Source organism: Allobosea sp. P4_H5, from assembly GCF_056400825.1.
In genome coordinates this window covers 143,648-163,719 of record NZ_JBFUKM010000011.1, presented here as the reverse complement: position 1 = coordinate 163,719, position 20,072 = coordinate 143,648, and the positions used below count along the sequence as shown (strand labels likewise).

General features: G+C 67.1%; 24 protein-coding genes. 5 read left to right on the top strand and 19 right to left on the bottom strand.

All coding sequences use genetic code 11. The annotated features are described in order from the left end of the window. Positions 1–9: 9 nt before the first annotated feature. A complete protein-coding gene (locus AC1DS0_RS22245) occupies positions 10–942 on the bottom strand; it encodes a ring-cleaving dioxygenase (protein ID WP_476816438.1) in 933 nt (310 codons plus the stop codon). Positions 943–1,126: 184 nt separating this feature from the next. Between AC1DS0_RS22245 and AC1DS0_RS22240 the strand changes: the two genes are divergently transcribed. Then, positions 1,127–1,552: a DoxX family protein gene (locus tag AC1DS0_RS22240; RefSeq protein WP_476816437.1), complete on the top strand. Its 426-nt coding sequence runs from the start codon at positions 1,127–1,129 to the stop codon at positions 1,550–1,552. A 97-nt stretch (positions 1,553–1,649) separates the two neighbouring features. Beyond that, complete coding sequence (locus AC1DS0_RS22235) at positions 1,650–2,603, top strand: LysR family transcriptional regulator (RefSeq protein ID WP_476816436.1); 954 nt, start codon at positions 1,650–1,652, stop codon at positions 2,601–2,603. A 7-nt stretch (positions 2,604–2,610) separates the two neighbouring features. Here the strand turns inward: AC1DS0_RS22235 and AC1DS0_RS22230 are convergent, their stop codons facing one another. Next, positions 2,611–3,114 (bottom strand): YciE/YciF ferroxidase family protein, encoded by a 504-nt coding sequence (locus tag AC1DS0_RS22230; protein WP_476816435.1) that lies wholly within the window; start codon positions 3,112–3,114, stop codon positions 2,611–2,613. Between the two features lie 151 nt (positions 3,115–3,265). Here AC1DS0_RS22230 and AC1DS0_RS22225 point away from each other — a divergent pair, with 151 nt between their 5' ends. Further along, a complete protein-coding gene (locus AC1DS0_RS22225) occupies positions 3,266–3,436 on the top strand; it encodes a hypothetical protein (protein ID WP_167561519.1) in 171 nt (56 codons plus the stop codon). Between the two features lie 28 nt (positions 3,437–3,464). Here AC1DS0_RS22225 and sugE read toward each other — a convergent pair whose 3' ends face one another. From sugE to AC1DS0_RS22190, 7 genes are all read right to left on the bottom strand, one after another. Further along, positions 3,465–3,779, bottom strand: coding sequence for a quaternary ammonium compound efflux SMR transporter SugE (gene sugE / locus AC1DS0_RS22220; RefSeq protein WP_476816434.1), 315 nt, complete (start codon positions 3,777–3,779; stop codon positions 3,465–3,467). Between the two features lie 129 nt (positions 3,780–3,908). Continuing rightward, on the bottom strand, positions 3,909–4,475 hold the full coding sequence (locus tag AC1DS0_RS22215; protein WP_476816433.1) for a MerR family transcriptional regulator: 567 nt from the start codon (positions 4,473–4,475) through the stop codon (positions 3,909–3,911). A 35-nt stretch (positions 4,476–4,510) separates the two neighbouring features. Beyond that, positions 4,511–4,825, bottom strand: a complete 315-nt coding sequence (locus AC1DS0_RS22210) for an integration host factor subunit alpha (protein ID WP_057192231.1) — start codon at positions 4,823–4,825, stop codon at positions 4,511–4,513. A 203-nt stretch (positions 4,826–5,028) separates the two neighbouring features. Then, positions 5,029–6,006 carry a beta-ketoacyl-ACP synthase III gene (locus tag AC1DS0_RS22205; RefSeq protein ID WP_476816432.1) on the bottom strand — a complete coding sequence of 326 codons (978 nt, stop codon included), beginning with the start codon at positions 6,004–6,006 and terminating at the stop codon, positions 5,029–5,031. A gap of 15 nt (positions 6,007–6,021) precedes the next feature. Next, positions 6,022–7,086 (bottom strand): phosphate acyltransferase PlsX, encoded by a 1,065-nt coding sequence (plsX, locus tag AC1DS0_RS22200; protein WP_476816431.1) that lies wholly within the window; start codon positions 7,084–7,086, stop codon positions 6,022–6,024. A 112-nt stretch (positions 7,087–7,198) separates the two neighbouring features. Then, the gene (locus AC1DS0_RS22195) at positions 7,199–7,750 is read right to left on the bottom strand and encodes a YceD family protein (RefSeq protein WP_476816430.1); all 552 of its coding nucleotides are present in this window, start codon (positions 7,748–7,750) and stop codon (positions 7,199–7,201) included. Beyond that, the gene (locus tag AC1DS0_RS22190) at positions 7,747–8,247 is read right to left on the bottom strand and encodes a ubiquinol-cytochrome C chaperone family protein (protein WP_476816429.1); all 501 of its coding nucleotides are present in this window, start codon (positions 8,245–8,247) and stop codon (positions 7,747–7,749) included. The genes AC1DS0_RS22195 and AC1DS0_RS22190 overlap by 4 nt, the downstream gene beginning before the upstream one ends. A gap of 174 nt (positions 8,248–8,421) precedes the next feature. Here AC1DS0_RS22190 and AC1DS0_RS22185 point away from each other — a divergent pair, with 174 nt between their 5' ends. After that, on the top strand, positions 8,422–8,916 hold the full coding sequence (locus AC1DS0_RS22185) for an outer membrane protein assembly factor BamE (protein WP_152014200.1): 495 nt from the start codon (positions 8,422–8,424) through the stop codon (positions 8,914–8,916). Between the two features lie 199 nt (positions 8,917–9,115). Next, positions 9,116–9,928 (top strand): class I SAM-dependent methyltransferase, encoded by an 813-nt coding sequence (locus tag AC1DS0_RS22180; RefSeq protein WP_476816428.1) that lies wholly within the window; start codon positions 9,116–9,118, stop codon positions 9,926–9,928. Between the two features lie 80 nt (positions 9,929–10,008). Here AC1DS0_RS22180 and AC1DS0_RS22175 read toward each other — a convergent pair whose 3' ends face one another. The 10 genes from AC1DS0_RS22175 to nrdR form a co-directional block, all read right to left on the bottom strand. Then, the gene (locus AC1DS0_RS22175; RefSeq protein WP_476816427.1) at positions 10,009–10,929 is read right to left on the bottom strand and encodes a DMT family transporter; all 921 of its coding nucleotides are present in this window, start codon (positions 10,927–10,929) and stop codon (positions 10,009–10,011) included. Positions 10,930–11,131: 202 nt separating this feature from the next. Next, complete coding sequence (locus tag AC1DS0_RS22170; RefSeq protein ID WP_476816426.1) at positions 11,132–13,288, bottom strand: sodium-translocating pyrophosphatase; 2,157 nt, start codon at positions 13,286–13,288, stop codon at positions 11,132–11,134. A gap of 254 nt (positions 13,289–13,542) precedes the next feature. Continuing rightward, positions 13,543–14,343, bottom strand: a complete 801-nt coding sequence (gene allE / locus AC1DS0_RS22165) for a (S)-ureidoglycine aminohydrolase (protein ID WP_476816425.1) — start codon at positions 14,341–14,343, stop codon at positions 13,543–13,545. A 38-nt stretch (positions 14,344–14,381) separates the two neighbouring features. Further along, a complete protein-coding gene (locus AC1DS0_RS22160) occupies positions 14,382–15,584 on the bottom strand; it encodes an MFS transporter (protein WP_476816424.1) in 1,203 nt (400 codons plus the stop codon). 36 nt (positions 15,585–15,620) lie between these two features. Beyond that, positions 15,621–16,616 (bottom strand): thiamine-phosphate kinase, encoded by a 996-nt coding sequence (gene thiL / locus AC1DS0_RS22155; RefSeq protein ID WP_476816423.1) that lies wholly within the window; start codon positions 16,614–16,616, stop codon positions 15,621–15,623. Positions 16,617–16,624: 8 nt separating this feature from the next. Next, positions 16,625–17,092 (bottom strand): transcription antitermination factor NusB, encoded by a 468-nt coding sequence (gene nusB / locus AC1DS0_RS22150; protein WP_091830088.1) that lies wholly within the window; start codon positions 17,090–17,092, stop codon positions 16,625–16,627. Then, complete coding sequence (gene ribH / locus AC1DS0_RS22145) at positions 17,089–17,586, bottom strand: 6,7-dimethyl-8-ribityllumazine synthase (RefSeq protein WP_476816422.1); 498 nt, start codon at positions 17,584–17,586, stop codon at positions 17,089–17,091. The genes nusB and ribH overlap by 4 nt, the downstream gene beginning before the upstream one ends. Positions 17,587–17,620: 34 nt before the next feature. Next, the gene (locus tag AC1DS0_RS22140; RefSeq protein WP_476816421.1) at positions 17,621–18,268 is read right to left on the bottom strand and encodes a riboflavin synthase; all 648 of its coding nucleotides are present in this window, start codon (positions 18,266–18,268) and stop codon (positions 17,621–17,623) included. After that, positions 18,268–19,398, bottom strand: a complete 1,131-nt coding sequence (gene ribD / locus AC1DS0_RS22135) for a bifunctional diaminohydroxyphosphoribosylaminopyrimidine deaminase/5-amino-6-(5-phosphoribosylamino)uracil reductase RibD (RefSeq protein ID WP_476816420.1) — start codon at positions 19,396–19,398, stop codon at positions 18,268–18,270. Before ribD ends, AC1DS0_RS22140 begins: the two co-directional genes overlap by 1 nt. After that, the gene (gene nrdR / locus AC1DS0_RS22130; protein ID WP_476816419.1) at positions 19,391–19,888 is read right to left on the bottom strand and encodes a transcriptional regulator NrdR; all 498 of its coding nucleotides are present in this window, start codon (positions 19,886–19,888) and stop codon (positions 19,391–19,393) included. The genes ribD and nrdR overlap by 8 nt, the downstream gene beginning before the upstream one ends. Positions 19,889–20,072 lie beyond the last annotated feature (184 nt).

The window sequence follows — 20,072 nt, the reverse complement described above, 5'->3', positions numbered from 1 at the left end:
ATTCAGGGATCAGACCAGAGCCGGCAGGACGGCCTCGATCTCGGCGCGACGCGTCTCGTACCGCGCCGGCAGCTTGAGCGCGCCGCCGAGGTCGTCGGCCGGCTCGTCGATGGCGAAACCGGGCGCGTCGGTCGCGATCTCGAACAGCACGCCGCCGGGCTCGCGGAAGTAGACGGAGCGGAAATAGTTCCGGTCCCTCTGCTCGGTGGGGCGCAGGCCGAAGGTTTCGGTCAGCGTCTTCACCATGCGGGCCTGCTCCGCGTCGTCGCCGGCGCGGAAGGCGATGTGGTGCACCGAGCCGGCGCCCATCCTTGCCGGCAGGAAGCCGCCGGCGGCACGCAGGTCGACGACGCCGCCATGAGCGGTGCCTTCAGCCCGCATGCGGACAGTGTTGCCCTCGCGGCTCGCCTCGACGAAGCCGAACACGTCGCGCAGGATCGCGGCGGTCGTCTCCGTCTTGTCGAGCAGCAGCGTGACGCCGTGGAAGCCGCGGATCGCGGATTCAGCCGGCACCTCGCCATTGTCGAAGGCCGGCTCATCCTCGCTGCCAGGCACGCCGACCAGCGCAAGCCGCATCCCGTCGGGATCGCGGAAGTTCAGCACGGTCTCGCCGAAGCGCTTCTGCGGGGCATCATGGGCGACGCCGTTGGCGATGAGCCGATGCGTCCAGTAGCCGACCGCCGCCGCGGGGATGCGGAAGGCGGTCACCTCCGTCTCGCCGACGCCGAGCCGGCCGGGCGCGACATGCTCCCAGGGGAAGAAGGTCAGGATCGTGCCCGGATTGCCGTCGGCATCGCCAAAATAGAGATGCCAGGTGGTCGGGTCGTCGAAGTTCACCGTCTTCTTGACCAGGCGCAGGCCGAGGACGCGGCTGTAGAAGTCGAGATTGCGGCGGGCCGGGCCGGCGATGGCGGTGACGTGGTGGATGCCGTTGATCTGCATGATGTCGTCCTCCGGGCTGCGAGAAGCGGCCCTCGTTGACGCCAAGATGATCGCGCTTCGCCAAATTGCCAGACCCCACTCATTGCACACTAGCAATGTCATTATCTTGAAATTCCAATTTGAATTGCGATATCGAAATCGACATTCTCTGCCGCAGACCCAACCGGTCCTTCGGAGAAAGACCATGATCGACACTCGTTTCGCCCCCTATGGCGCCCTCGTATTGCGCGTCGCGCTCGGCGTCATGTTCATCGCCCACGCCTATCTGAAGTTCGCCGTCTTCACCGTTCCCGGCTTCACCGGCTTCCTCGGGCAGGTCGGCCTGCCCGGCTTCCTCGCCTGGCCGATCATCCTGGCGGAAGTGCTCGGCGGCCTCGCCATCCTGACCGGCTTCTATGGCCGCTACGTCTCGGTCCTGCTGCTGCCGATCCTGCTTGGAGCGCTTTCGATCCACGCCCCCAATGGCTGGGTCTTCAACGCACCGAACGGCGGCTGGGAATACCCCGCCTTCCTCGCTCTGACCGCCTTTGCCCATGCCCTGATCGGCGATGGCGCGCTGGCGCTGCGTTCGGCCGGGCTGCCGGTTGCGGCCAAGCCCGCTCTGGCCTGAGCCTCGGCGACCATTGCGACAGAACGGGCGACAGGTTGCTGCAACCTGTCGCCCGTACCATGTATCAGGGGTAGCTGACTCGCCCGGAGCCGCCCGCTTGCCGACCGCCACCTCCTCTGTCGCCTGGGACGATTTCCGACTGATCAAGGCCATCGCCGAGGCACGCAGCCTGCCGGCCGCCGCCGAGCTGATCGGGCTCAACCATTCCACCGTCTTCCGCCGCCTCGGCCAGATCGAGGAGAGTCTCGGGACGCGCCTGTTCGAGCGGCATCGCTCCGGCTATGTGCCGACGCCCGCCGGCGAGGAGATGGCCGTCCTGGCAGAGCGGCTGGAGACCGACATCGCCGGCTTCACCCGGCGCCTGGCCGGCCGCGAGATCCAGCCGGCCGGCGAATTGCGCGTCACCACCAACGACTCGCTGCTGGTCGAATTGCTGACGCCGCTCTTCGCCGTCTTCATGAGGCAATGCCCGGACATCAAGCTCGACGTGCTGCTCGGCAACCAGGCGCTCAATCTCAGCAAGCGCGACGCCGATGTCGCGATCCGCGCCACCGACAATCCGCCGGAGAACCTGGTCGGCCGCCGGGTCGCCCAGATCGGCTGGGCACTCTATGGACGCGCAATCGACTTCCCGGAAGGCGCGCCGGCCGACCCCACCGAGCTCACGCAGCAGCGCTGGATTTCGCTCGGCGACCAGTTCGGTAACTTCAAAGTCGTGCAGTACCGGCAGAAGCACATTCCGGCCGACCAGACCGTCTACAAGCTCAACACCGTGCTCGGTCTCGCCGAAGCGGTCGAGTCCGGCATCGGCATCGGCTTCCTGCCCTGCTTCATCGCCGACAAGCGTCCGGCGCTGGTGCGGCTGGCGCAACCGCAGACCGGCTATGCCGCCGATCTCTGGCTGCTGACCCATCCCGACCTGCGCCACTCGCCGCGCGTGCGGCTCTTCCTCGATTTCATGGCGCAGGAACTGGCCAAGCTGCGGCCACTGATGGAAGGCAGCCCGGCAGGCCGGGAGGACACCGAAGCGCCCTCGCCGGCCGAGGTATAGCGAGCGGTCAGGCCGCCTGACGGTTGATGCCGGATTCCGCCAGCTTGGTCAGCTTGCTGTCGGCGGCATGTTCCTCATCGAGATTCTGCTGCAGCAGCGCAGCACAATCCTCGCGCCCAAGCTGCTTGGCCCAGGCGGTCAGCGTGCCGTAGCGGGTGATCTCGTAGTGCTCGACGGCTTGCGCCGCCGCAATGATGGCCGCATCCAGCACCTGCTTGTCGTCGACATCGCCGGTGACCTCGTCGGCCTCTTCGAGGATGCCGTCGATCGCCGGGCAATCGGTCCCCTTGGCCTCGACGCCGTGCTGCTGGAAGACCTGCTCGAGCCGGCGGATATGGCCTTCGGTCTCGCCGAGATGGGTCTGCAGACCGTTGCGCAACTGCGTATCGGTCGCCTTCTCGATCATGGTCGGAAGTGCTTTCCTGATCTGCTTCTCGGCGTAGTAGATGTCCTGCAGCTGATGCACGAAGAGATCGTCCATCGTCTTGATGTCCTTGGAAAACAGGCCCATGCCTTCCTCCTGCTTGCATTTTTCCGGATGTACCGACGCAGCCTGCGCGGGCGGCGTGCTTCCCTGTCGCTGCAACGTGTGCCGCCGCGAACTGTTCCGGAAATTTGCGGCGGCGGATGCAGCCTGCAGACATCTACGCTAGGCTGCCCGCATGGAGCTCCTCATCCCCCTGATCGCCGGCCTTGCGCTGATCTGGCTGATCGGCCGCGGCGTGCCTTGGGACGCCAAGCTGGTGACGATCGTCGTCACGCTGGCGGTCATCGTCGCAGTCGTCCTACTCGAGCGCAACGGCCTCTGGCCCGAGGCTTTCCGGCGGCGCTGAGACGCCGCCGGAAAGCCTGTGCGGTCGTTCAGGAGACGAGCTTCAACCCGACGATGCCGGCGACGATCAGGCCGACGCAGACGAGGCGCAGCGCCGTCGCCGGCTCTCCGAACAGAATGATGCCGAGGATGGCGGTGCCGATCGTTCCGATGCCGGTCCAGATCGCATAGGCGGTGCCAAGCGGCAGGCTCTTCAAGGCGAGACCGAGCAGCCCGAGGCTCACCGCCATGCTGGCGACCGTCAAAACGGTCGGGACGAGGCGGCTGAAGCCGTGCGTGTATTTCAGCCCGATGGCCCAGCCGATTTCGAACAAGCCAGCGAAGAAGAGATAGGTCCAGGCCATGGCGGCCCTCCTTATGGGAAGGGCGGGGTCGTCCACGCCTATTGGGAAACGCGCGCTCAAAGCGTCGCGGAGGTCGTCCTCGCGCGCTGATCTAGCGAGCCGAATGCGACGATTCAAGCGCAGGCGCGCTCAACCGTCCTCGCCAACGGTCGCGCCGGCCAGGGCACCATGCAGCAGACGACGGCATTCGATCAGCTCGGAGAGCGTCGCCTTCAGGAAAGCGAGGTCGTCGGCGTCGACGAGCGGCTGGGCCGCGCGCGGCAAGGAGGACAGAAGCGCCTTCGCTGCGAAACCTGGCTCCATGGCAGGGGCAGGCTGATGATGCTGCACCGGCTGGGCCGCCGGCATCGCTTCGCCCCGCGGCGGTGCCATGTGGACGGGCGCAGGCGACTGGGCAGGCGCGTTGCCACCGACGATCTCGCCGCCGCGGCCGATCGCCTGGACGTAACGCGGCCCCTGCTCCTTCAGGATGCGCTGCAGGCCCTTGATCGTGTAGCCCTCGCCGTAGAGCAGGCGGCGGATGCCCTTGAGCAGGGCGACATCGTCAGGCCGGTAGTAGCGCCGGCCACCGCCGCGCTTCAGCGGTTTGATCTGGGAAAAGCGCGTTTCCCAGAAACGCAGAACGTGCTGGGGAATGTCGAGGTCTTCGGCGACCTCGCTGATCGTTCTGAATGCGTCTGGGCTCTTGTTATCCAATTCGGCCTCGAATCCGCTGCCGTGGAACTCCAGAGTCACTCTTCCTCACCCACGCCGTTCAATCCGTTGATCCGCGCCTTCATCACATTGGACGGCTTGAACACCATCACGCGACGCGGCTCGATCGGGACTTCGACGCCGGTTTTCGGATTACGCCCGATTCGCTCGCCTTTGTCGCGTACCACGAACGAGCCGAACGAGGACAATTTGACGTTTTCCCCACGTGCCACCGCGTCGCAGATCTCGTCCAGCACCGCTTCGACCAATTTGGACGACTCCGTCCGCGACAGACCGATCTTCTGATAGACGGCCTCGCACAGATCAGCCCGCGTAATCGTTTGCCCCGCCATCAGCTCCTCCAAGGCGTTTCTTCAAACAGCGGCGTCCCTAAATCAACCATCGCCCCACCGGAGGCGGACGCTAGGCGGCGAGGCGACTACGGTCAATCCTCGACACACCCGCACAAGTTGAAAAACGCGGAAATCCGCGCTGACGACCGCTAAGAAAATGTCATAAATCCAAAGTGCTTAGCCTGGGCGGCCAAACCGGGCCGCTACCAGCGGATCAGCGCCGACCCCCAGGTGAAGCCGCCACCCATCGCTTCGATCAGGACGAGCTGGCCGGGCTTGATGCGCCCGTCCATATGGGCCTGCGCCAAAGCAAGCGGAATCGAGGCCGCCGACGTGTTGCCGTGCTGCCCGACAGTGATAACGACCCGGTCCTCGCTGATGCCGAGCTTGTGGGCGGTGGCGTCGATGATGCGGCGGTTGGCCTGATGCGGCACGAACCAGTCGATGTCGGCGCCGCTGAGCCCCGTCTCCTCGAAAGTGTGGCGCACGGTGTCGGCGAGGTTGACCACGGCATGCTTGAAGACCTCGCGGCCCTCCATGCGCAGGAAGCCCACGGTCTTGGTCGAGCCCGGCCCGCCATCGACATAGAGCTTGTTCATATAGCGGCCGTCGGAGCGGACATGGGTCGTCAGCACGCCGCGATCGGCGAGCGTGCCGGCGCCCTCCTCCGCCCGCAGCACGACGGCGCCGGCACCGTCGCCGAACAACACGCAGGTGGCGCGGTCTTCCCAGTCGAGAATGCGCGAGAAGGTCTCGGCGCCGATGACGATGGCGGTCTTGGCCGCGCCGCTCACCAGGAACTTGTCGGCGGTGGCGAGCGCGAAGACGAAGCCGGAGCAGACGGCCTGCAGGTCGAAGGCGGCGCCTTGCGTGATGCCGAGCGCGGCCTGGATCTGGGTCGCGGTCGCCGGGAAGGTGTGGTCGGGCGTCGCCGTCGCGACGATGATGAGGTCGACCTCGCTCGCCGGGATGCCGGCGTCGGCAAGCGCGGCCTGCGCAGCCTTCAGGCCGAGCGTGCCAGTGGTCTCATCGTCGGCCGCGATGTGGCGGGCATGGATGCCGGTGCGCTGGACGATCCACTCGTCGCTGGTGTCGACCTTCTGCGCCAACTCGGCGTTGGTCAGGATGCGCGCCGGCAGATAGGAGCCGCAGCCGCGCAGGACGGATCGCATTCTGGACAAGGACGTTTCTCTTCCCTACTCGCCGGCGGCGACTTGTGGGCTTGCCGGTGCCGCGCTGGGCCGCGCCGTCGCGGCGACCATCTCGCGCACCTTCGCCATCAGATTCTCGCGCGCCATCTCGTAGCCGAGTTCGGTCGCGCTGGCGAACCCGACGGCATCCGTGCCGCCATGGCTCTTGATCACGATGCCTTCCAGGCCAAGAAAGACGCCGCCATTGACCTTGCGCGGGTCCATCTTGTCCTTCAGCGCCGCAAAGGCGCCGCGGGCGAAAAGATAGCCGATTTTCGACATCAAGGAACGGCCCATCGCGGCGCGCAGATATTCGCCGATCTGCTTGGCGGTGCCTTCGGCGGTCTTCAGGGCGATGTTGCCGGTGAAGCCCTCGGTGACGACGACGTCGACCGTGCCCTTGCCGAGATCGTCGCCTTCGACGAAGCCGTGATAGGCCAGATGCGGCAGGTTGCTCTCGCGCAGGATGCGGCCAGCTTCCTTGACCGCCTCGACGCCCTTGATCTCCTCGACGCCGACATTGAGCAGGCCGACGCTCGGCCGGTCGATGTCGAGGACCACGCGCGCCATGGCGGCGCCCATCACGGCGAGATCGACCAGATGCTGGGCATCGGCGCCGATGGTCGCACCAACGTCGAGCACGACGCTCTCGCCGCGAACCGTCGGCCACAGGCAGGCGATCGCCGGGCGATCGACCTGCGGCATCGACTTCAGGCAGAACTTCGACATCGCCATCAGCGCGCCGGTGTTGCCGGCCGAGATGGTGACGTCGGCCTCGCCGGTCTTGGTGGCGTCGATGGCGCGCCACATCGACGACTTGTAGCGGCCATAGCGCAGGGCCTGGCTCGGCTTGTCGTCCATCTTCACCGAGACCTCGGTGTGGTGGAAGGTGGTGACGGCCTTGAGTTGCGGATGCGCATCCAGCAGCGGCACGACCTCGGCCTCGTTGCCGAAGATCACGAATTTCGCGTCCGGGCGACGTTCGAGCGTGAGGGCGGCGCCCGGGATGACCACGGACGGACCGTGGTCCCCGCCCATGGCGTCGAGCGCGATTGTAACCGGGCGTGTCATGCGGTGGTGATCGATTCCAGGGCCTGCGCCCCCGTGCCAGGCGGCCGGGCGGGCGGCGGACAATAGCGGGTTGGCCGCTCGCCGCAAGGGAAAGCGCGGAGGTTTTCGCCGGTCATTGCTCGCGCTTCAGCTGCAGCAGGGCGGCGAAAGGCGATTCGGCCGGCGTCTCGGGAGCCGGCTCGCTGAACGCCACGCCGGGCTTGCGCGGATAGGGATCGAGCGACAGCGCCAGGAATTCGAGCGTGACCACACCCAGATCGATCGTGCCGTCGATGATCGGCTCCGGCGGCTCCTCCTCGTTGAGCAGCACCTCGATGTCGATTTCGTCGTCCTCGGACGGCTTCGCCATGGCGGCGATCTCGGCCTCCGGCGCGAAATCGAGCTTGACCGGCACTTTGAGCTCGACCGGGAAGGGCTCGAGCGTGACGACGCAGTTCTGGTGCAGCCCCGCCTTGATCATGCCTTCGAGCTTGAGCCGCTCGCCATTGCGCGAGAGCGAGTAGCTCGCCTTCAGCGCCTCGACCGAGACGACGCCGAGATAGGTCGCGATCGCGGCAAGATCGCCCTGCTCCGGCGTGATCTCGACCGGAACCGGCCGCAAGGTGATGCTCTCGACGCGAATCGGACGGTGAAGGGGCAATTTGTCCTGAGGGGAAACGGTCATGCTTCGATACTGTCTGAGAAAGGCGGGAACAACGGATCGGCGGCAAGGATATCGTCGAGCGAGCGCGTGGCCAAGACGGCGGCCCCCGCCCTCGCATGGCGGGCGAGCGCCGCTGCATCGATCTGCGGGGCGATGTTGCGGGCGAGCGCGGCTTCGAAGGCTCCAGGCTCCCCGGCGGCAAGCGCCTCCTCATAGCCGCCGAGACGGCCATAGAAACTGCGGCCGATCTTCTTCATCCGCTTCGGCACGGCAACGTCGCTGATGCCGCCCTGGCGGAAACCAAGCTCGAGATAGGCAAAGCTGGCGTCGATCAGGTCCTGCGCCACGTCGGCCGCCGGGGCCGGCAAGTCGCGCAGCCGCCGCAGCACCAGGAAGAGATGCAGCGTCAGCGCCTCGAACCGCCCCTCGAAATCATCGGGCACGCGGCCTTGCACATACAGGGCCGGCTCGCGCGAGGCGCCGACGATGCGCTCAAGCAACGTGTTGACCGGCGCCATGCGCGCCCGCTTCCTGCCGAACAGGCCGAAGATCACAGCCCCTACCCCGCCTTTCCCAACCAGCTCGGCTAAAAAGTGACTTGCCTTGCCAAAGCCATGCTCGGGCGTTACGCCAAGCGCACCCACCCTGACAAGCGCGGTAGCTCCGCGCGCCTTCCCCCGGATCCGCCAAGCATGACCGCTCCGACCCGCCGTACCGTCCTGATCGGCTCGCTGGCCGCCGCGCTGCCGCTGGCCGGCTGCGGCACTGCCACCAGCCTCGGCTTCCGCACCCCGACCTCCGCCGGCCTCAACGAGGAGTTCACCCGCGGCTTCGTCATGGACGACGAACTGATCGCCAAGGTGAAGGTCGGCATGGACGTGCAGACTGTGCTGACCACGCTCGGCACGCCATCGACCACCTCGACCGTCGGCAACCGCACCTTCTACTATATCAGCCAGACAGTGCGCCGCCGCTTCCAGTTCCAGGACTTCGCCGTCATCGATCAGAAGGTGCTGGTGGTCTATTTCAACAAGGGCTTCAAGGTCGAGCGCATCGCCAATTACGGCCTGCAGGACGGCGTGATCTTCGACTTCATCAGCCGCACCACCTCGACGGGCGGCGAGGAGCAGAGCTTCCTGCGCAACCTGTTCAAGGGCGTCACCAAGTTCACGCCGTTCGGCGCCTGAGCGGCTTCTCGCCACGCACGCAACGCAAAAGCCCTGCGGTATCGCCGCGGGGCTTTTTCTTGGCACAAGGCCGCCGCGTTCATCGATGAGGCGGATGATTCGAGCCGCCGACTCGGGCGCCCGGGGCGATGCGGCGGTCGCTATCGTCGGCCCGCCGCCTCCGCTATATTATCCCTCATGCTGCTGGCAAGGGGTCACGATGTTGGACTCCGACAAGCTGTTCTCCGGCTCGATCCCGGAAAATTACGACCGCTACATGGTGCCGCTGATCTTCGCGCAATACGCCGCGGATCTTGCAAGGCGCGTCGCCGCCCTGTCGCCAATGGCCGTTCTGGAGATCGCTGCGGGCACAGGAGCCGTCACCCGCGCTCTGGCGCCGAAGCTGCCTTCCGGCGCGCGCTATGTCGTCACCGACCTCAACCAGCCCATGCTCGACTATGCGGCTTCGCAGCAGCCGCCGGACGGCCGCGTCAGCTGGCGCCAGGCCGATGCGATGGCGTTGCCGTTCGACGAAGCCGCCTTCGATCTCGTCTGCTGTCAATTCGGCGCGATGTTCTTCCCGGACCGTCCGGCGGCCTACCGCGAGGCCAGGCGAGTCCTTAAGCCCGGTGGGCATTTTCTCTTCAGCGTCTGGGACCGCATCGAGGACAACGTCTTCGCCGACGATGTGACGAATGCGCTGGCAAAGCTGTTCCCCAACGACCCGCCACGCTTCCTGGCACGCACGCCGCACGGCTATCACGACAAGATGCTGATCCGCAGCGATCTGGCGAGCGCGGGCTTTGCCGATGTCGCGATCGAGACGAGAGCCGAGATCAGCCGCGCGCCCTCGCCGCGCCTTCCGGCCGTCGCCTATTGCCAGGGAACGGTCCTGCGCACCGAGATCGAGGCCAGGGAGCCGGGGGGACTCGCTGCTGCGACCGACTACGCGACCTCGGTGCTCACCGACCGGCATGGCAGCGGCGAGGTGGCCGCCAAGATCCAGGCCCATGTCATCCTGGCAGTCGCCTAAGTTCGCGGAGCCGTCTCTAAGCTTATGAGAGAGAACGCGTTATCCGATCAGATCGCGTTGCAATCTGATCGGCGCGTGCTCTAGCCGCCCTTCGGCTTCCGTTCCGGCAGCGTCATCGCGAACACCCCGACGATAACCAGCGCGAGCCCGGCCCAGGCGGTCGGGCTCAGGCGCTCGCCGAGGAAGATGACGCCCAGGGCGACCCCGGTGGGCACGCGCAGATAGGCGACCGAGGTCGTCCCGACCGTACCGAGCCGGTCGATCAACCGGAAATAGAGGATGAAGGCCAGCGCAGTCGAGAACACCGACAGCGCCAGCAGCGCCTGGATCGATGTGGTTGAGGGCGTGATCGTCCAGGGCCGGTCGATGATCAGGCTGAAGGGGATCAGGATCACGGCGCCGCAGATCAGCGAGCCCGCGGCCGGCATGATCGGGTCGAGCCCCTTGAAATTGCGCCCGAACAGCGCCGCGCCGCCATAGCAGGCCGCCGCCGCGACGAGGGCGAGCTGGGCCCAGAGCTCGCGGCCGAAGCCCGAGAGCGCTTCCATGCCGATGATCAGGCAGACGCCGAGCATGCCGGCCGCGACGCCGAACAGCTTCCTGCCCGCAGCAGCCTCGGTGCGGAAGAACAGCAGGCTGAGCAGGAAGGCGAAGATCGGCGAGCCGGCATTGAGGATCGCCGCGAGGCCGGCATCGACGCTGGTCTCGGCCCAGGCAATCAATGTGAACGGCACGGCGCTGTTGAGGCAGGCCTGGATCAGGAAGCGCCGCCAGATGACAGGGTCGCGCGGCAGGACAAGGCCGCGCCAGCGGATGACGACGAGCAGGATCGCGCCGGCGATCAGCGTACGCAGCGCGATCAGCGTCAGCGGCGGGATCGTCTCCACACCGAGCTTGATGAAGCTGTAGGAGCCGCCCCAGAGCGTCGCCAGCAGGAGCAGAGAGGCCAGATCGGTCAGGCGGCCGGAGCGTGCGGTGGCGGAAGCGGCTGGGGTGGTCATCGGGTCCTCCTCGGATGGCCGGGACCATGACAGGCGAAGGCTGCTCCGTCGCGCCGGAACGCTACGGCCCCGACCGTAGGCTCGCAGGTCGATTCAACCGGCTGACAATCTGATTCCACTGCCCAGCGCAATCCATTGCAGCGCAACGAAAAACCCCGCGGATCGCTCCGCGGGGCCAGGCGTTGGTCAGGCGATCTGCCGCTCAGCTATGCGCCAGGATGGCGAGCAGCAGCAGCGCGATGATGTTGGTGATCTTGATCGCGGGATTCACGGCGGGGCCCGCCGTGTCCTTGTAGGGGTCGCCGACGGTGTCGCCGGTGACCGAGGCCTTGTGCGCCTCGGAGCCCTTGAGATGGCGCACGCCGTCCTTGTCGACGAAGCCGTCCTCGAAGCTCTTCTTGGCGTTGTCCCAGGCCCCGCCGCCCGAGGTCATCGAGATCGCGACGAAGATGCCGGTGACGATCACGCCCATCAGCATGGCGCCGACCGCGGCGAAGGCCTGGTTCTTGCCGGCGATGGCGTTGATGACGAAGAAGGTGGCGAACGGCGCCAGGACCGGCAGCAACGAGGGAACGATCATCTCCTTGATCGCCGCCTTGGTCAGCATGTCGACGGCGCGGCCATAATCGGGCCGGTCCGTGCCTTCCATGATGCCGGGCTTCTCCTTGAACTGGCGGCGGACTTCCTCGACCACCGAGCCGGCAGCGCGGCCAACCGCAGTCATGCCCATGCCGGCGAACAGGAAGGGGATGAGGCCGCCGAGCAGCAGGCCGACGACCACATAGGGGTTCGACAGCGAGAAATCGACGACGACGCCCTTGAAGTACTGGAAGGTCGTCGAGCCCGCCTTATTGGCTTCGGCGACGAAGAAGTTGAGGTCCGAGGTGTAGGCAGCGAACAGCACCAGCGCGCCGAGACCGGCCGAGCCGATCGCATAGCCCTTGGTGATCGCCTTGGTGGTGTTGCCGACGGCGTCGAGCGCGTCGGTGGAGTGGCGGACCTCCTTGGGCAGGCCGGCCATCTCGGCGATGCCGCCGGCATTGTCGGTGACCGGGCCGAAGGCGTCGAGCGCCACGACGACGCCCGCGAGGGCCAGCATCGCGGTGGTGGCGATGGCGATGCCGAACAGGCCGGCGAGACCGTAGGAGACGATGATGCCGGCAATGATCACGATGGTCGGCATCGCCGTCGATTCCAGCGAGACCGCGAGGCCCTGGATGACGTTGGTGCCGTGGCCGGTGACCGAGGCCTGGGCGATCGACACGACCGGGCGCTTGCCGGTGCCGGTGTAGTATTCGGTGATCACGACGATGAGCAGCGTCACCGCGAGGCCGACCAGCGCGCAGCCGAACAGGGCGCCCGAGGTGAAGGTCACGCCCTGGACCGTGGTGAACGAGGCGGCGAAGCCGCCGAACATCAGGTAGTTGACCGCGGCGATCGCGCCGACCGAGAGCACGCCGGCGGCGATGAAGCCCTTGTAGAGCGCGCCCATGATCGACTGGTTGGCGCCGAGCTTGACGAAGAAGGTGCCGATGATCGAGGTGACGACGCAGGCCGCGCCGATCGCCATCGGGTAGAGCATCATCGTGCTTAAGCTGGCCTGCCCGGCGAAGAAGATCGCGGCAAGCACCATGGTCGCGACCAGCGTCACCGCGTAGGTCTCGAACAGGTCGGCCGCCATGCCGGCGCAGTCACCGACATTGTCGCCGACATTGTCGGCGATGGTGGCCGGGTTGCGCGGGTCATCCTCGGGAATGCCGGCCTCGACCTTGCCGACGAGGTCGGCGCCGACATCGGCGCCCTTGGTGAAGATGCCGCCGCCGAGACGGGCGAAGATCGAGATCAGCGAAGCGCCGAAGCCGAGGGCGACGAGCGAGTCGATGACGGTGCGGCTCGAGGGCGCGAAGTCCTTGATCGAGGTCAGGAAGCCGTAATAGCCGGCGACGCCGAGCAGAGCGAGGCCGGCGACCAGCATGCCGGTGACCGCGCCCGCCTTGAAGGCGACGTCGAGGCCATCGCCGAGCGACTGCATCGCGGCTTGCGCAGTGCGGACATTGGCCCGGACCGAAACGTTCATGCCGATGAAGCCGGCGACGCCCGAGAGCACGGCGCCGATCAGGAAGCCGATGCCGACATAGGCGCCGAGCAGATAGGTCAGCCCGACGAAGAGCACGACACCGACCATGGCGATGGTGACGTATTGGCGCTTGAGATAAGCCTGCGCGCCCTCTGCCACCGCACCGGAAATCTCCTGCATGCGCTGGTTGCCGGCATCGCGTTTCATCACGTCGCCATAGGCCCATAAGCCGTAGACGATCGATAACGCACTCAAGACAATGATGATGAGCAAGGCCGACATCGAATTTCCTATCCCTGAGATTTCGTCATCCGGGGTAGGACACCCCGACGGAGCCGGTTTTCCGGTTCTTTGAACGCAGGAAACGGCTCTGTCGGCCTCACGAAGAATCAGGCCACAGCGCCGATCACCAGTGTCGGATCGGATTGTTGCCCAGTTTCCGCCAGAATCGCAAACGGATCGGCTGAGAATTCCGGGAGAATGTCAGGTCATGGCGCACCGACTTGTTGATCGGCCGTGACCTTTTGAGGGTCACTCTAAAGTGCCACGTCCCGATTGACGTTCTTGTAGAGCAGGTAGCAGGCGTCGCCGAAACCGGTCGGATAGAACTGCTGAGGGCAGTAGCCGCCCATCCAGATGAAGTCCTCGGCCCAGATCTCGTGCCAGTCCTGCCCGAGGAAATAGAGGCCCTGCCCTTCCAGCATGTAGAGCCCATGCTCCATCACATGGGTTTCGACATCCGGGAAAAAGGCGCCGGGCTTGAACCACATCAGGTTCATCTCGAAGTCGAAGCGCATGTCGCCATAGGGCAGCAGGAACTGGAAGCCGCGCCCTTCCATGCCGGTATGATTGGTCAGCGGCACCGCATCGCGATGCGACAGGATCGGCTCGGGCACGGCCAGGCCGGGCGCCGGCTCGTAGCGCTTGCGCAGGCCAAGTACGCGGGCCCGGGCGTCACTGTCGTTGCGCAGCGAAAACCGCGTCCCACCCGGAACATAGGCAAAGCTGCCGGGACCGAAGGAGTTGCCGCCCGCACCGTCAATGGCGAACGCCGCTTCGCCGGACAGGGCGTAATAGAAGTGCTGGACGCCGTCCTCGGCGAAAGGCGCGAGCGTGCCACCGCCAGGCTCGATCTCGAGCACGTACTGCGCGAACTGAGCGCCCAGCACCGGCGCCGCGAGAATGCGCGCAATGGTCTTTTCCAAATGCGGCAACCGGCTGACCAGCACGCCCTCGGGCGGCATGAAGGCATAGTTCCTCTGCACGACGCCGCGGTTGTGACCGATCGCGCCCGCGACGGGACGACCGGCGAACTGGGGAAGCTGGTGAGGGCGCATGCGAGGTCTCCGCTTCAGGCTGGACTACCCAGCAAGGATCACGCCGCCACGCGCCTCTGCAAGCTCTGCCAGGCCACGAGGGCCAACGCGACCGCGACCGGCGGGAAGACCAGCCAGTTAACGCTGTCCCAGCCGCCGGCGCTCAGCAGACCACCAGATGAGAACGAGGCGATGGCGACCGAGCCGAAAACAAGGAAGTCGTTGGCCGCCTGGACCTTGACCCGTTCCTCCGGCCGATAGCAGTCGGTCACCAGCGCCGTCGCGCCGATGAAGCCGAAATTCCAGCCGATTCCGAGCAGAACAAGCGCGATCCAGAAATGCGCGACGCTGAGGCCGGAGAGCCCAACGATCGCCGCGAGCGCCGTCAGCAAGAGGCCGGCGGCCGTGACCTTCTCCTTGCCGAACCGCGCGATCAGGCGGCCGGTGAGGAAGCTCGGCCCATACATGGCGAGCACATGCCACTGGATGCCGAGCGCCGCGTCGCCGACGCTATGGCCACAGGCGACCATCGCGATCGGCGCAGCGGTCATGACGAAGCTCATCAGCCCGTAGGCGACGAGCGCCGCGATCACCGAGGCGATGAACTTGGGCTGGCGCATGATCTCGGGAAGCGGCCGGCCGCCGCCGGTCTTCGCCTCCTTCATCGGTGGAGCGCGCAGCGCCAGCACGACGCCGATGGCAAGGAGGGCGAGCACGCCCTGGGCCAGGAAGCTCGCGGCAAAGGGCGCGGCCGGCGTCAGGTCGCGCGTCCAATAGACCGATTGCGGGCCGATCACCCCCGCCAGCAATCCGCCGATCATCACCCAGGAGATGGCGCGCGGCCGGAAACCCTCGCTCGCCGTATCGGCAGCGGCAAAGCGATAGCTCTGGACGTAGGAGCTGTAGAGCCCGCACAGGAAGGTGCCGAGGCAGAACAGCCAGAACAACCGCTCGGCCGCACCGGCCGCGGCGATGCTGGCGCCGACGGCACCGATCAGCGCGCCGATGACATAGCCGTTGCGGCGGCCGAGCCGGCGCATCAGGAACGCTGCCGGAATGACGCCAGTGGCGAGACCTAGCTGCATCAGGCTGACCGGGACGGTGGCGAAGGCCTGGTTGGTGACCAGTTGCGAACCGACGATGCCGCCGAGCGAGATCACGATCGCCGGGCTCGCACCACCGAGCGCCTGGGCACCGGCGAGCACCAGCGCATTGCGCCTGGCGAGCGTATCGCCGTCCATCACCGGAACATGCTGGTTCATCGCAGCCGCCGCCCTTCGCGGCCGCGCGGCCGCCTTCTAAAAATGAGCGAAGGAGCCGCGTACGAAGCTTCGCGGTCGGCCCGCCTCGGTATAGCGCACGCTCCCCGCCTCGGCGGTGACGCGCCCGATGCGCGCGAGGCTGAGCCCCGCCGCCTCGGCGGCAGCAACCATAGAAGGAAATTCTCCTTCCGGGATCGTACAGAGAATTTCGTAGTCGTCGCCGCCGGTCCAGGCCAGTTCCGCCAATGCGGGATCGGCCATGACGGCAGAGCGGGCCGCGGGCGAGAGCGGCACGGCGTCGAGGTCGATCTCGGCGCCTGCTTTCGAAGCTGTCAGCAGCTTGCCGAGGTCGCCGACGAGACCGTCGGAGACGTCCATCGCGGCCGAGGCATGCGCCTGCAGGGCGGCGGCGAGCGCAACCCGCGGCTGCGGGTGCAGATAGCGGTCGGCGAGGAAGGCGCGATCGGTTTCCGAGAGCTTGGCCACCCAGTCGGGCCGATCCGGCCCATGCGCCTTCAGCCCAAGCGCGCCATCGCCGATCGTGCCGGTGACGGCGACGATGTCACCCGGCTTGGCCCCGGAGCGCAGCACCATGCGGCCGGCGGGAACGCTGCCGAAGGCGGTGATCGAGAGGGTCAGCGGGCCGGTGGTCGAGACCGTGTCGCCACCGATCAGCGGGCAATCGCCCTCGCCCGCCATGGCGCCGAGCCCCTGTGCGAAGCCGGCGAGCCATCCTTCCGTCCAGCCCGTGGGCAGAGCCAGCGTCAGCACGAAGCCGTCGGGCCTCGCGCCCTTGGCGGCGAGATCGGAGAGATTGACGCCGAGCGCCTTGCGCCCGATCGAGGCCGGCGGATCGTCGGCGAAGAAGTGCACGCCGGCGACGAGCGCATCGGCGGTGACGACGAGCTCGTAGCCGCGCGCCGGGCGCAGCAGGGCGGCATCGTCGATCAGGCCGAGCCCGGCGCGGCCGGCGATCGGCGCGAAATAGCGGGCGATCAGTTCGAATTCGCCGGGAGGCTGGGTTCCGGCCACGGCGCCGCTCACGCCGCCGGAGCGTCGAATTCCTCGGCGCGGACGTCGCGGGCCATCCTGTCGAGCACCGCGTTGACCATGCCGACCTCGTCACCCTCGTAGAAGGAGCGGGCGACCGCGACATATTCCGAGATCACGGCGCGGCCCGGCACGTCCTTGCGGAAGGCGAGCTCATAAGCGCCGGCGCGCAGGATGGCGCGCACCACCGCCTCGACGCGTTTCAGCGGCCAGCCGGAGGCGAGGAGATCGTCGACGGAACGGTCGACCAGACGCTGCTCACGGACGACGCCGCCAAGCAGATCGCGGAAGAAGGCGATCTCGGCCTTGGGGAGCTCGATGTCCTCGACTTCCTTGCCGATCCAGAACGCCTCGAACTCGGCCATGGCCTCGACCACGCCGCGTCCACCAACCTCCATCTCGTAGAGCGCCTGCACGGCCGACAGCCGGGCGCCGCGGCGCATCTCGGATCGGCTCATTTCGACTCCTCCGCCAGCGAGCGCTTGTAACGCAGCACCGCGAGCGCAGCTTCCGCCGCGCCGCCGCCCTTGTCCATCTCGCTGCGGTTGGCGCGGGCCCAGGCCTGCGCGTCATTCTCGACGGTGAGGATGCCGTTGCCGAGCGGCAGGGCAAAGGCGACCGAAAGGTCCATCAGCGCGCGCGAGCTCTCGCCGGCGACGATATCGTAATGGCCGGTCTCGCCGCGGATGACGGTGCCGAGCGCGACGACGGCCTCATAGGGGTCGACCGCCTCGTCGGCGGCGCGCAGGCCGATGACGATGGCAGAGGGGATTTCGAGCGCGCCGGGGACCGTCACGACATCGACGCGGCAGCCGGCCTTCTCGAGCACGGCGGTCGCGCCGGCGAGCAGCTCATCGGCGAGGCCGTCGTAGAAGCGGGCCTCGACCACGAGCACGCGGGCATCGTCGAGCGGAGCAGCCGAAACGGCCGAAGATTGCCGGGATCCGGCCATGATGACATTCCTTGTCTGGGATTGAGGACGCTGGTTAGCCGCCCGGGCGCGCCTCCGCAAGCCGCGCGGCATACCTGGCCATCAGATCGACCTCGACGTGGACGCCGTCCCCCTTCCGGCGTTCGCCCCAAGTGGTGACGCTGAAGGAGTGCGGGATCAGGAGCACGGTGAAGACATCGTCCTCGACGGTGTTCACGGTCAGCGAGGTGCCGTCGAGGCAGATCGAGCCCTTGGCCGCGATGAAGCGGGCGAGCCCCTGCGGAGCGCGGATATGGAAACGGGCCGTCGCACCCCAGGGCTCGCTCGGATCGGGGGCGATCTCATCGATCTTCAGGATGGTGCCGACACCGTCGACATGGCCGGTGACGAGATGACCACCGAGCTCGTCGCCCATCTTGAGCGAGCGCTCCAAGTTGATCTTCGTACCAGGCGTCCACGCGCCGACGGACGTCTTCGCCAGGGTCTCGGCGGCCGCCTCGACCTGGAAGAGGCAGCCGGGCTCGCCATCTTCGCGCGGCTTGAGAGCCGTCACGGTCAGGCAGACGCCGGCGCAGGCGATCGAGGCGCCGAGCTCGATGCCGGATGCCTCCCACGGGCAGGAAATATCGAACTGCTTCAGGCTCGGACCCTTGGTCTGGGCGCGGGTGACGGTGCCGATGGCGGTGACGATGCCGGTGAACATCAGGCGATCCTCGTGAAAACTTCGAAACGGTCGCAGCCGACCTGTCCGGCTTCGGTGACGGCGTAAATCTCGGGATCGGCGAGCAAAGCCGCAAGCCCTGGCCGGACAGCGACGATGCCCTCGGCTGCGAGCGGCTTCGGCGAGGTCGAGACGATGACCTCGTCAGCGAGGCCCTGCAGCGCCAATTGCTCGCCGATCGTCGGGCCGCCTTCCGAGAAGACACGGGTGATGCCGCGCGTCGCCAGCAGACGCAGCGCCTCGGCGAGGTCGAGATGGCCATCGGCGCCACGGGAGACACGCATGACCTCGACGCCGGCGGCGACCAGCCTCTCCTCGGCCGCGACCGGCGCATCTTCAGCTGCGATCACCCAGAGCGGCACGGTTGTCGCCCCCTGCACCAGCTTGGCGGTCAGCGGCAGGCGCAGCGAGGAATCGAGCACGACACGGATCGGCGAGCGGATTTCGAGCCCGGGCAGGCGCACGGTCAGCAGCGGATCGTCGGCAAGGACGCTGCCGATGCCGAGCATGATCGCATCATGGCTGGCGCGCAGGCGGTGCACCCATTCGCCGGACTCAGGGCATGAGATGGCGAGCCTTGCGCCCCCTACCCCACCGGCGAAGCCATCGGCGGTCCGCGCGACCTTGAAAGTCACCATCGGCCGGCCCTCCGTCACCCGCAGGACATGGCCGCGATGGCTGCGCTGCGCCTGGCCTTCGAGCACGCCGGTGACGACCTCCAGGCCCGCCATGCGCAGCAGGGCATGGCCGAGGCCGGCGATCTGCGGGTTGGGATCCGACATCGCCGAGACGACGCGCCTGACACCGGCGAGCAGGGTGCGCTCGACGCACGGCGTGCCGCCACGGACGGTGCGGTGCGAGCAGGGCTCGAGCGTGACGTAGAGCGTGCCGCCGCTCGCCGCCGAGCCGGCCTGCTCGAAGGCCATCGCCTCGCCATGCGGACGGCCGCCCGGCTGCGTATGCCCCTCGCCGACGACCACGGGACCGTCCGGGCCATCGCGCACGACGACGGCGCCGACGCTGGGATTCGGCCAGGTCCGGCCGAGCCCGCGCGCGCCGAGCTCCAGCGCCCGCGCCATGAAAGCGCGGTCGATCGCGTCCTGATCAGGCATCGTCGCGGGCAGGCGCCGGCTTGGTCGCGGGCTCGATCTCGTCGCCGCCGAGCTGGCCGAGCAGCTCCTCGAAATCGCGGGCCTCGCGGAAATTCCGGTAGACCGAGGCGAAGCGGACATAGGCGACGTCGTCGAGCGATTTCAGCCCCTCCATCACCAGCTCGCCGATGGCCGAGCTCTGGATCTCGCCCTCGCCGGAGCTTTCGAGCTGGCGGACGATGCCGTTGACCATGCGCTCGATCCGCTCGGGCGCGACCGGGCGCTTGCGCAACGCCACCTCGATCGAGGTCTGCAGCTTGTCACGGTCGAACACGGTGCGCCGGCCCGAGCGCTTGACCACGGTGAGCTCGCGCAGCTGCACGCGCTCGAAGGTGGTGAAGCGGCCGCCGCAATCGGGGCAGACGCGCCGGCGCCGGATCGAGGCGTGGTCGTCGGTCGGCCGCGAATCCTTCACCTGGGTATCGAGCGAGCCGCAATAGGGACAACGCATGAACTGGCCTCGAGGTTGACTTGAGGGACGATAGCGCCCGCGGCCCTTCATTGCCCCAGCCATGCCGTCGCAGGCCAGCGAAAAACGACCAGCCGGCGGCAAGGGAGCAAGCACGAGATCGCATGACGCTCCGGCACCGGATCGCAGCCCTCGCCAGAAAATGACGCCGGACGATTTGCCTTGC

Bases quoted from the DNA above. Each gene is read 5' to 3' on its own strand.
- AC1DS0_RS22245 (WP_476816438.1), bottom strand. From the start codon at position 942: ATGCAGATCAACGGCATCCACCACGTCACCGCCATCGCCGGCCCGGCC.
- AC1DS0_RS22240 (WP_476816437.1), top strand. From the start codon at position 1,127: ATGATCGACACTCGTTTCGCCCCCTATGGCGCCCTCGTATTGCGCGTC.
- AC1DS0_RS22230 (WP_476816435.1), bottom strand. From the start codon at position 3,114: ATGGGCCTGTTTTCCAAGGACATCAAGACGATGGACGATCTCTTCGTG.
- AC1DS0_RS22225 (WP_167561519.1), top strand. From the start codon at position 3,266: ATGGAGCTCCTCATCCCCCTGATCGCCGGCCTTGCGCTGATCTGGCTG.
- sugE (WP_476816434.1), bottom strand. From the start codon at position 3,779: ATGGCCTGGACCTATCTCTTCTTCGCTGGCTTGTTCGAAATCGGCTGG.
- AC1DS0_RS22210 (WP_057192231.1), bottom strand. From the start codon at position 4,825: ATGGCGGGGCAAACGATTACGCGGGCTGATCTGTGCGAGGCCGTCTAT.
- plsX (WP_476816431.1), bottom strand. From the start codon at position 7,086: ATGACACGCCCGGTTACAATCGCGCTCGACGCCATGGGCGGGGACCAC.
- AC1DS0_RS22195 (WP_476816430.1), bottom strand. From the start codon at position 7,750: ATGACCGTTTCCCCTCAGGACAAATTGCCCCTTCACCGTCCGATTCGC.
- AC1DS0_RS22190 (WP_476816429.1), bottom strand. From the start codon at position 8,247: ATGGCGCCGGTCAACACGTTGCTTGAGCGCATCGTCGGCGCCTCGCGC.
- AC1DS0_RS22185 (WP_152014200.1), top strand. From the start codon at position 8,422: ATGACCGCTCCGACCCGCCGTACCGTCCTGATCGGCTCGCTGGCCGCC.
- AC1DS0_RS22180 (WP_476816428.1), top strand. From the start codon at position 9,116: ATGTTGGACTCCGACAAGCTGTTCTCCGGCTCGATCCCGGAAAATTAC.
- AC1DS0_RS22175 (WP_476816427.1), bottom strand. From the start codon at position 10,929: ATGACCACCCCAGCCGCTTCCGCCACCGCACGCTCCGGCCGCCTGACC.
- AC1DS0_RS22170 (WP_476816426.1), bottom strand. From the start codon at position 13,288: ATGTCGGCCTTGCTCATCATCATTGTCTTGAGTGCGTTATCGATCGTC.
- allE (WP_476816425.1), bottom strand. From the start codon at position 14,343: ATGCGCCCTCACCAGCTTCCCCAGTTCGCCGGTCGTCCCGTCGCGGGC.
- AC1DS0_RS22160 (WP_476816424.1), bottom strand. From the start codon at position 15,584: ATGAACCAGCATGTTCCGGTGATGGACGGCGATACGCTCGCCAGGCGC.
- nusB (WP_091830088.1), bottom strand. From the start codon at position 17,092: ATGAGCCGATCCGAGATGCGCCGCGGCGCCCGGCTGTCGGCCGTGCAG.
- ribH (WP_476816422.1), bottom strand. From the start codon at position 17,586: ATGGCCGGATCCCGGCAATCTTCGGCCGTTTCGGCTGCTCCGCTCGAC.
- AC1DS0_RS22140 (WP_476816421.1), bottom strand. From the start codon at position 18,268: ATGTTCACCGGCATCGTCACCGCCATCGGCACCGTCACCCGCGCCCAG.
- ribD (WP_476816420.1), bottom strand. From the start codon at position 19,398: ATGCCTGATCAGGACGCGATCGACCGCGCTTTCATGGCGCGGGCGCTG.
- nrdR (WP_476816419.1), bottom strand. From the start codon at position 19,888: ATGCGTTGTCCCTATTGCGGCTCGCTCGATACCCAGGTGAAGGATTCG.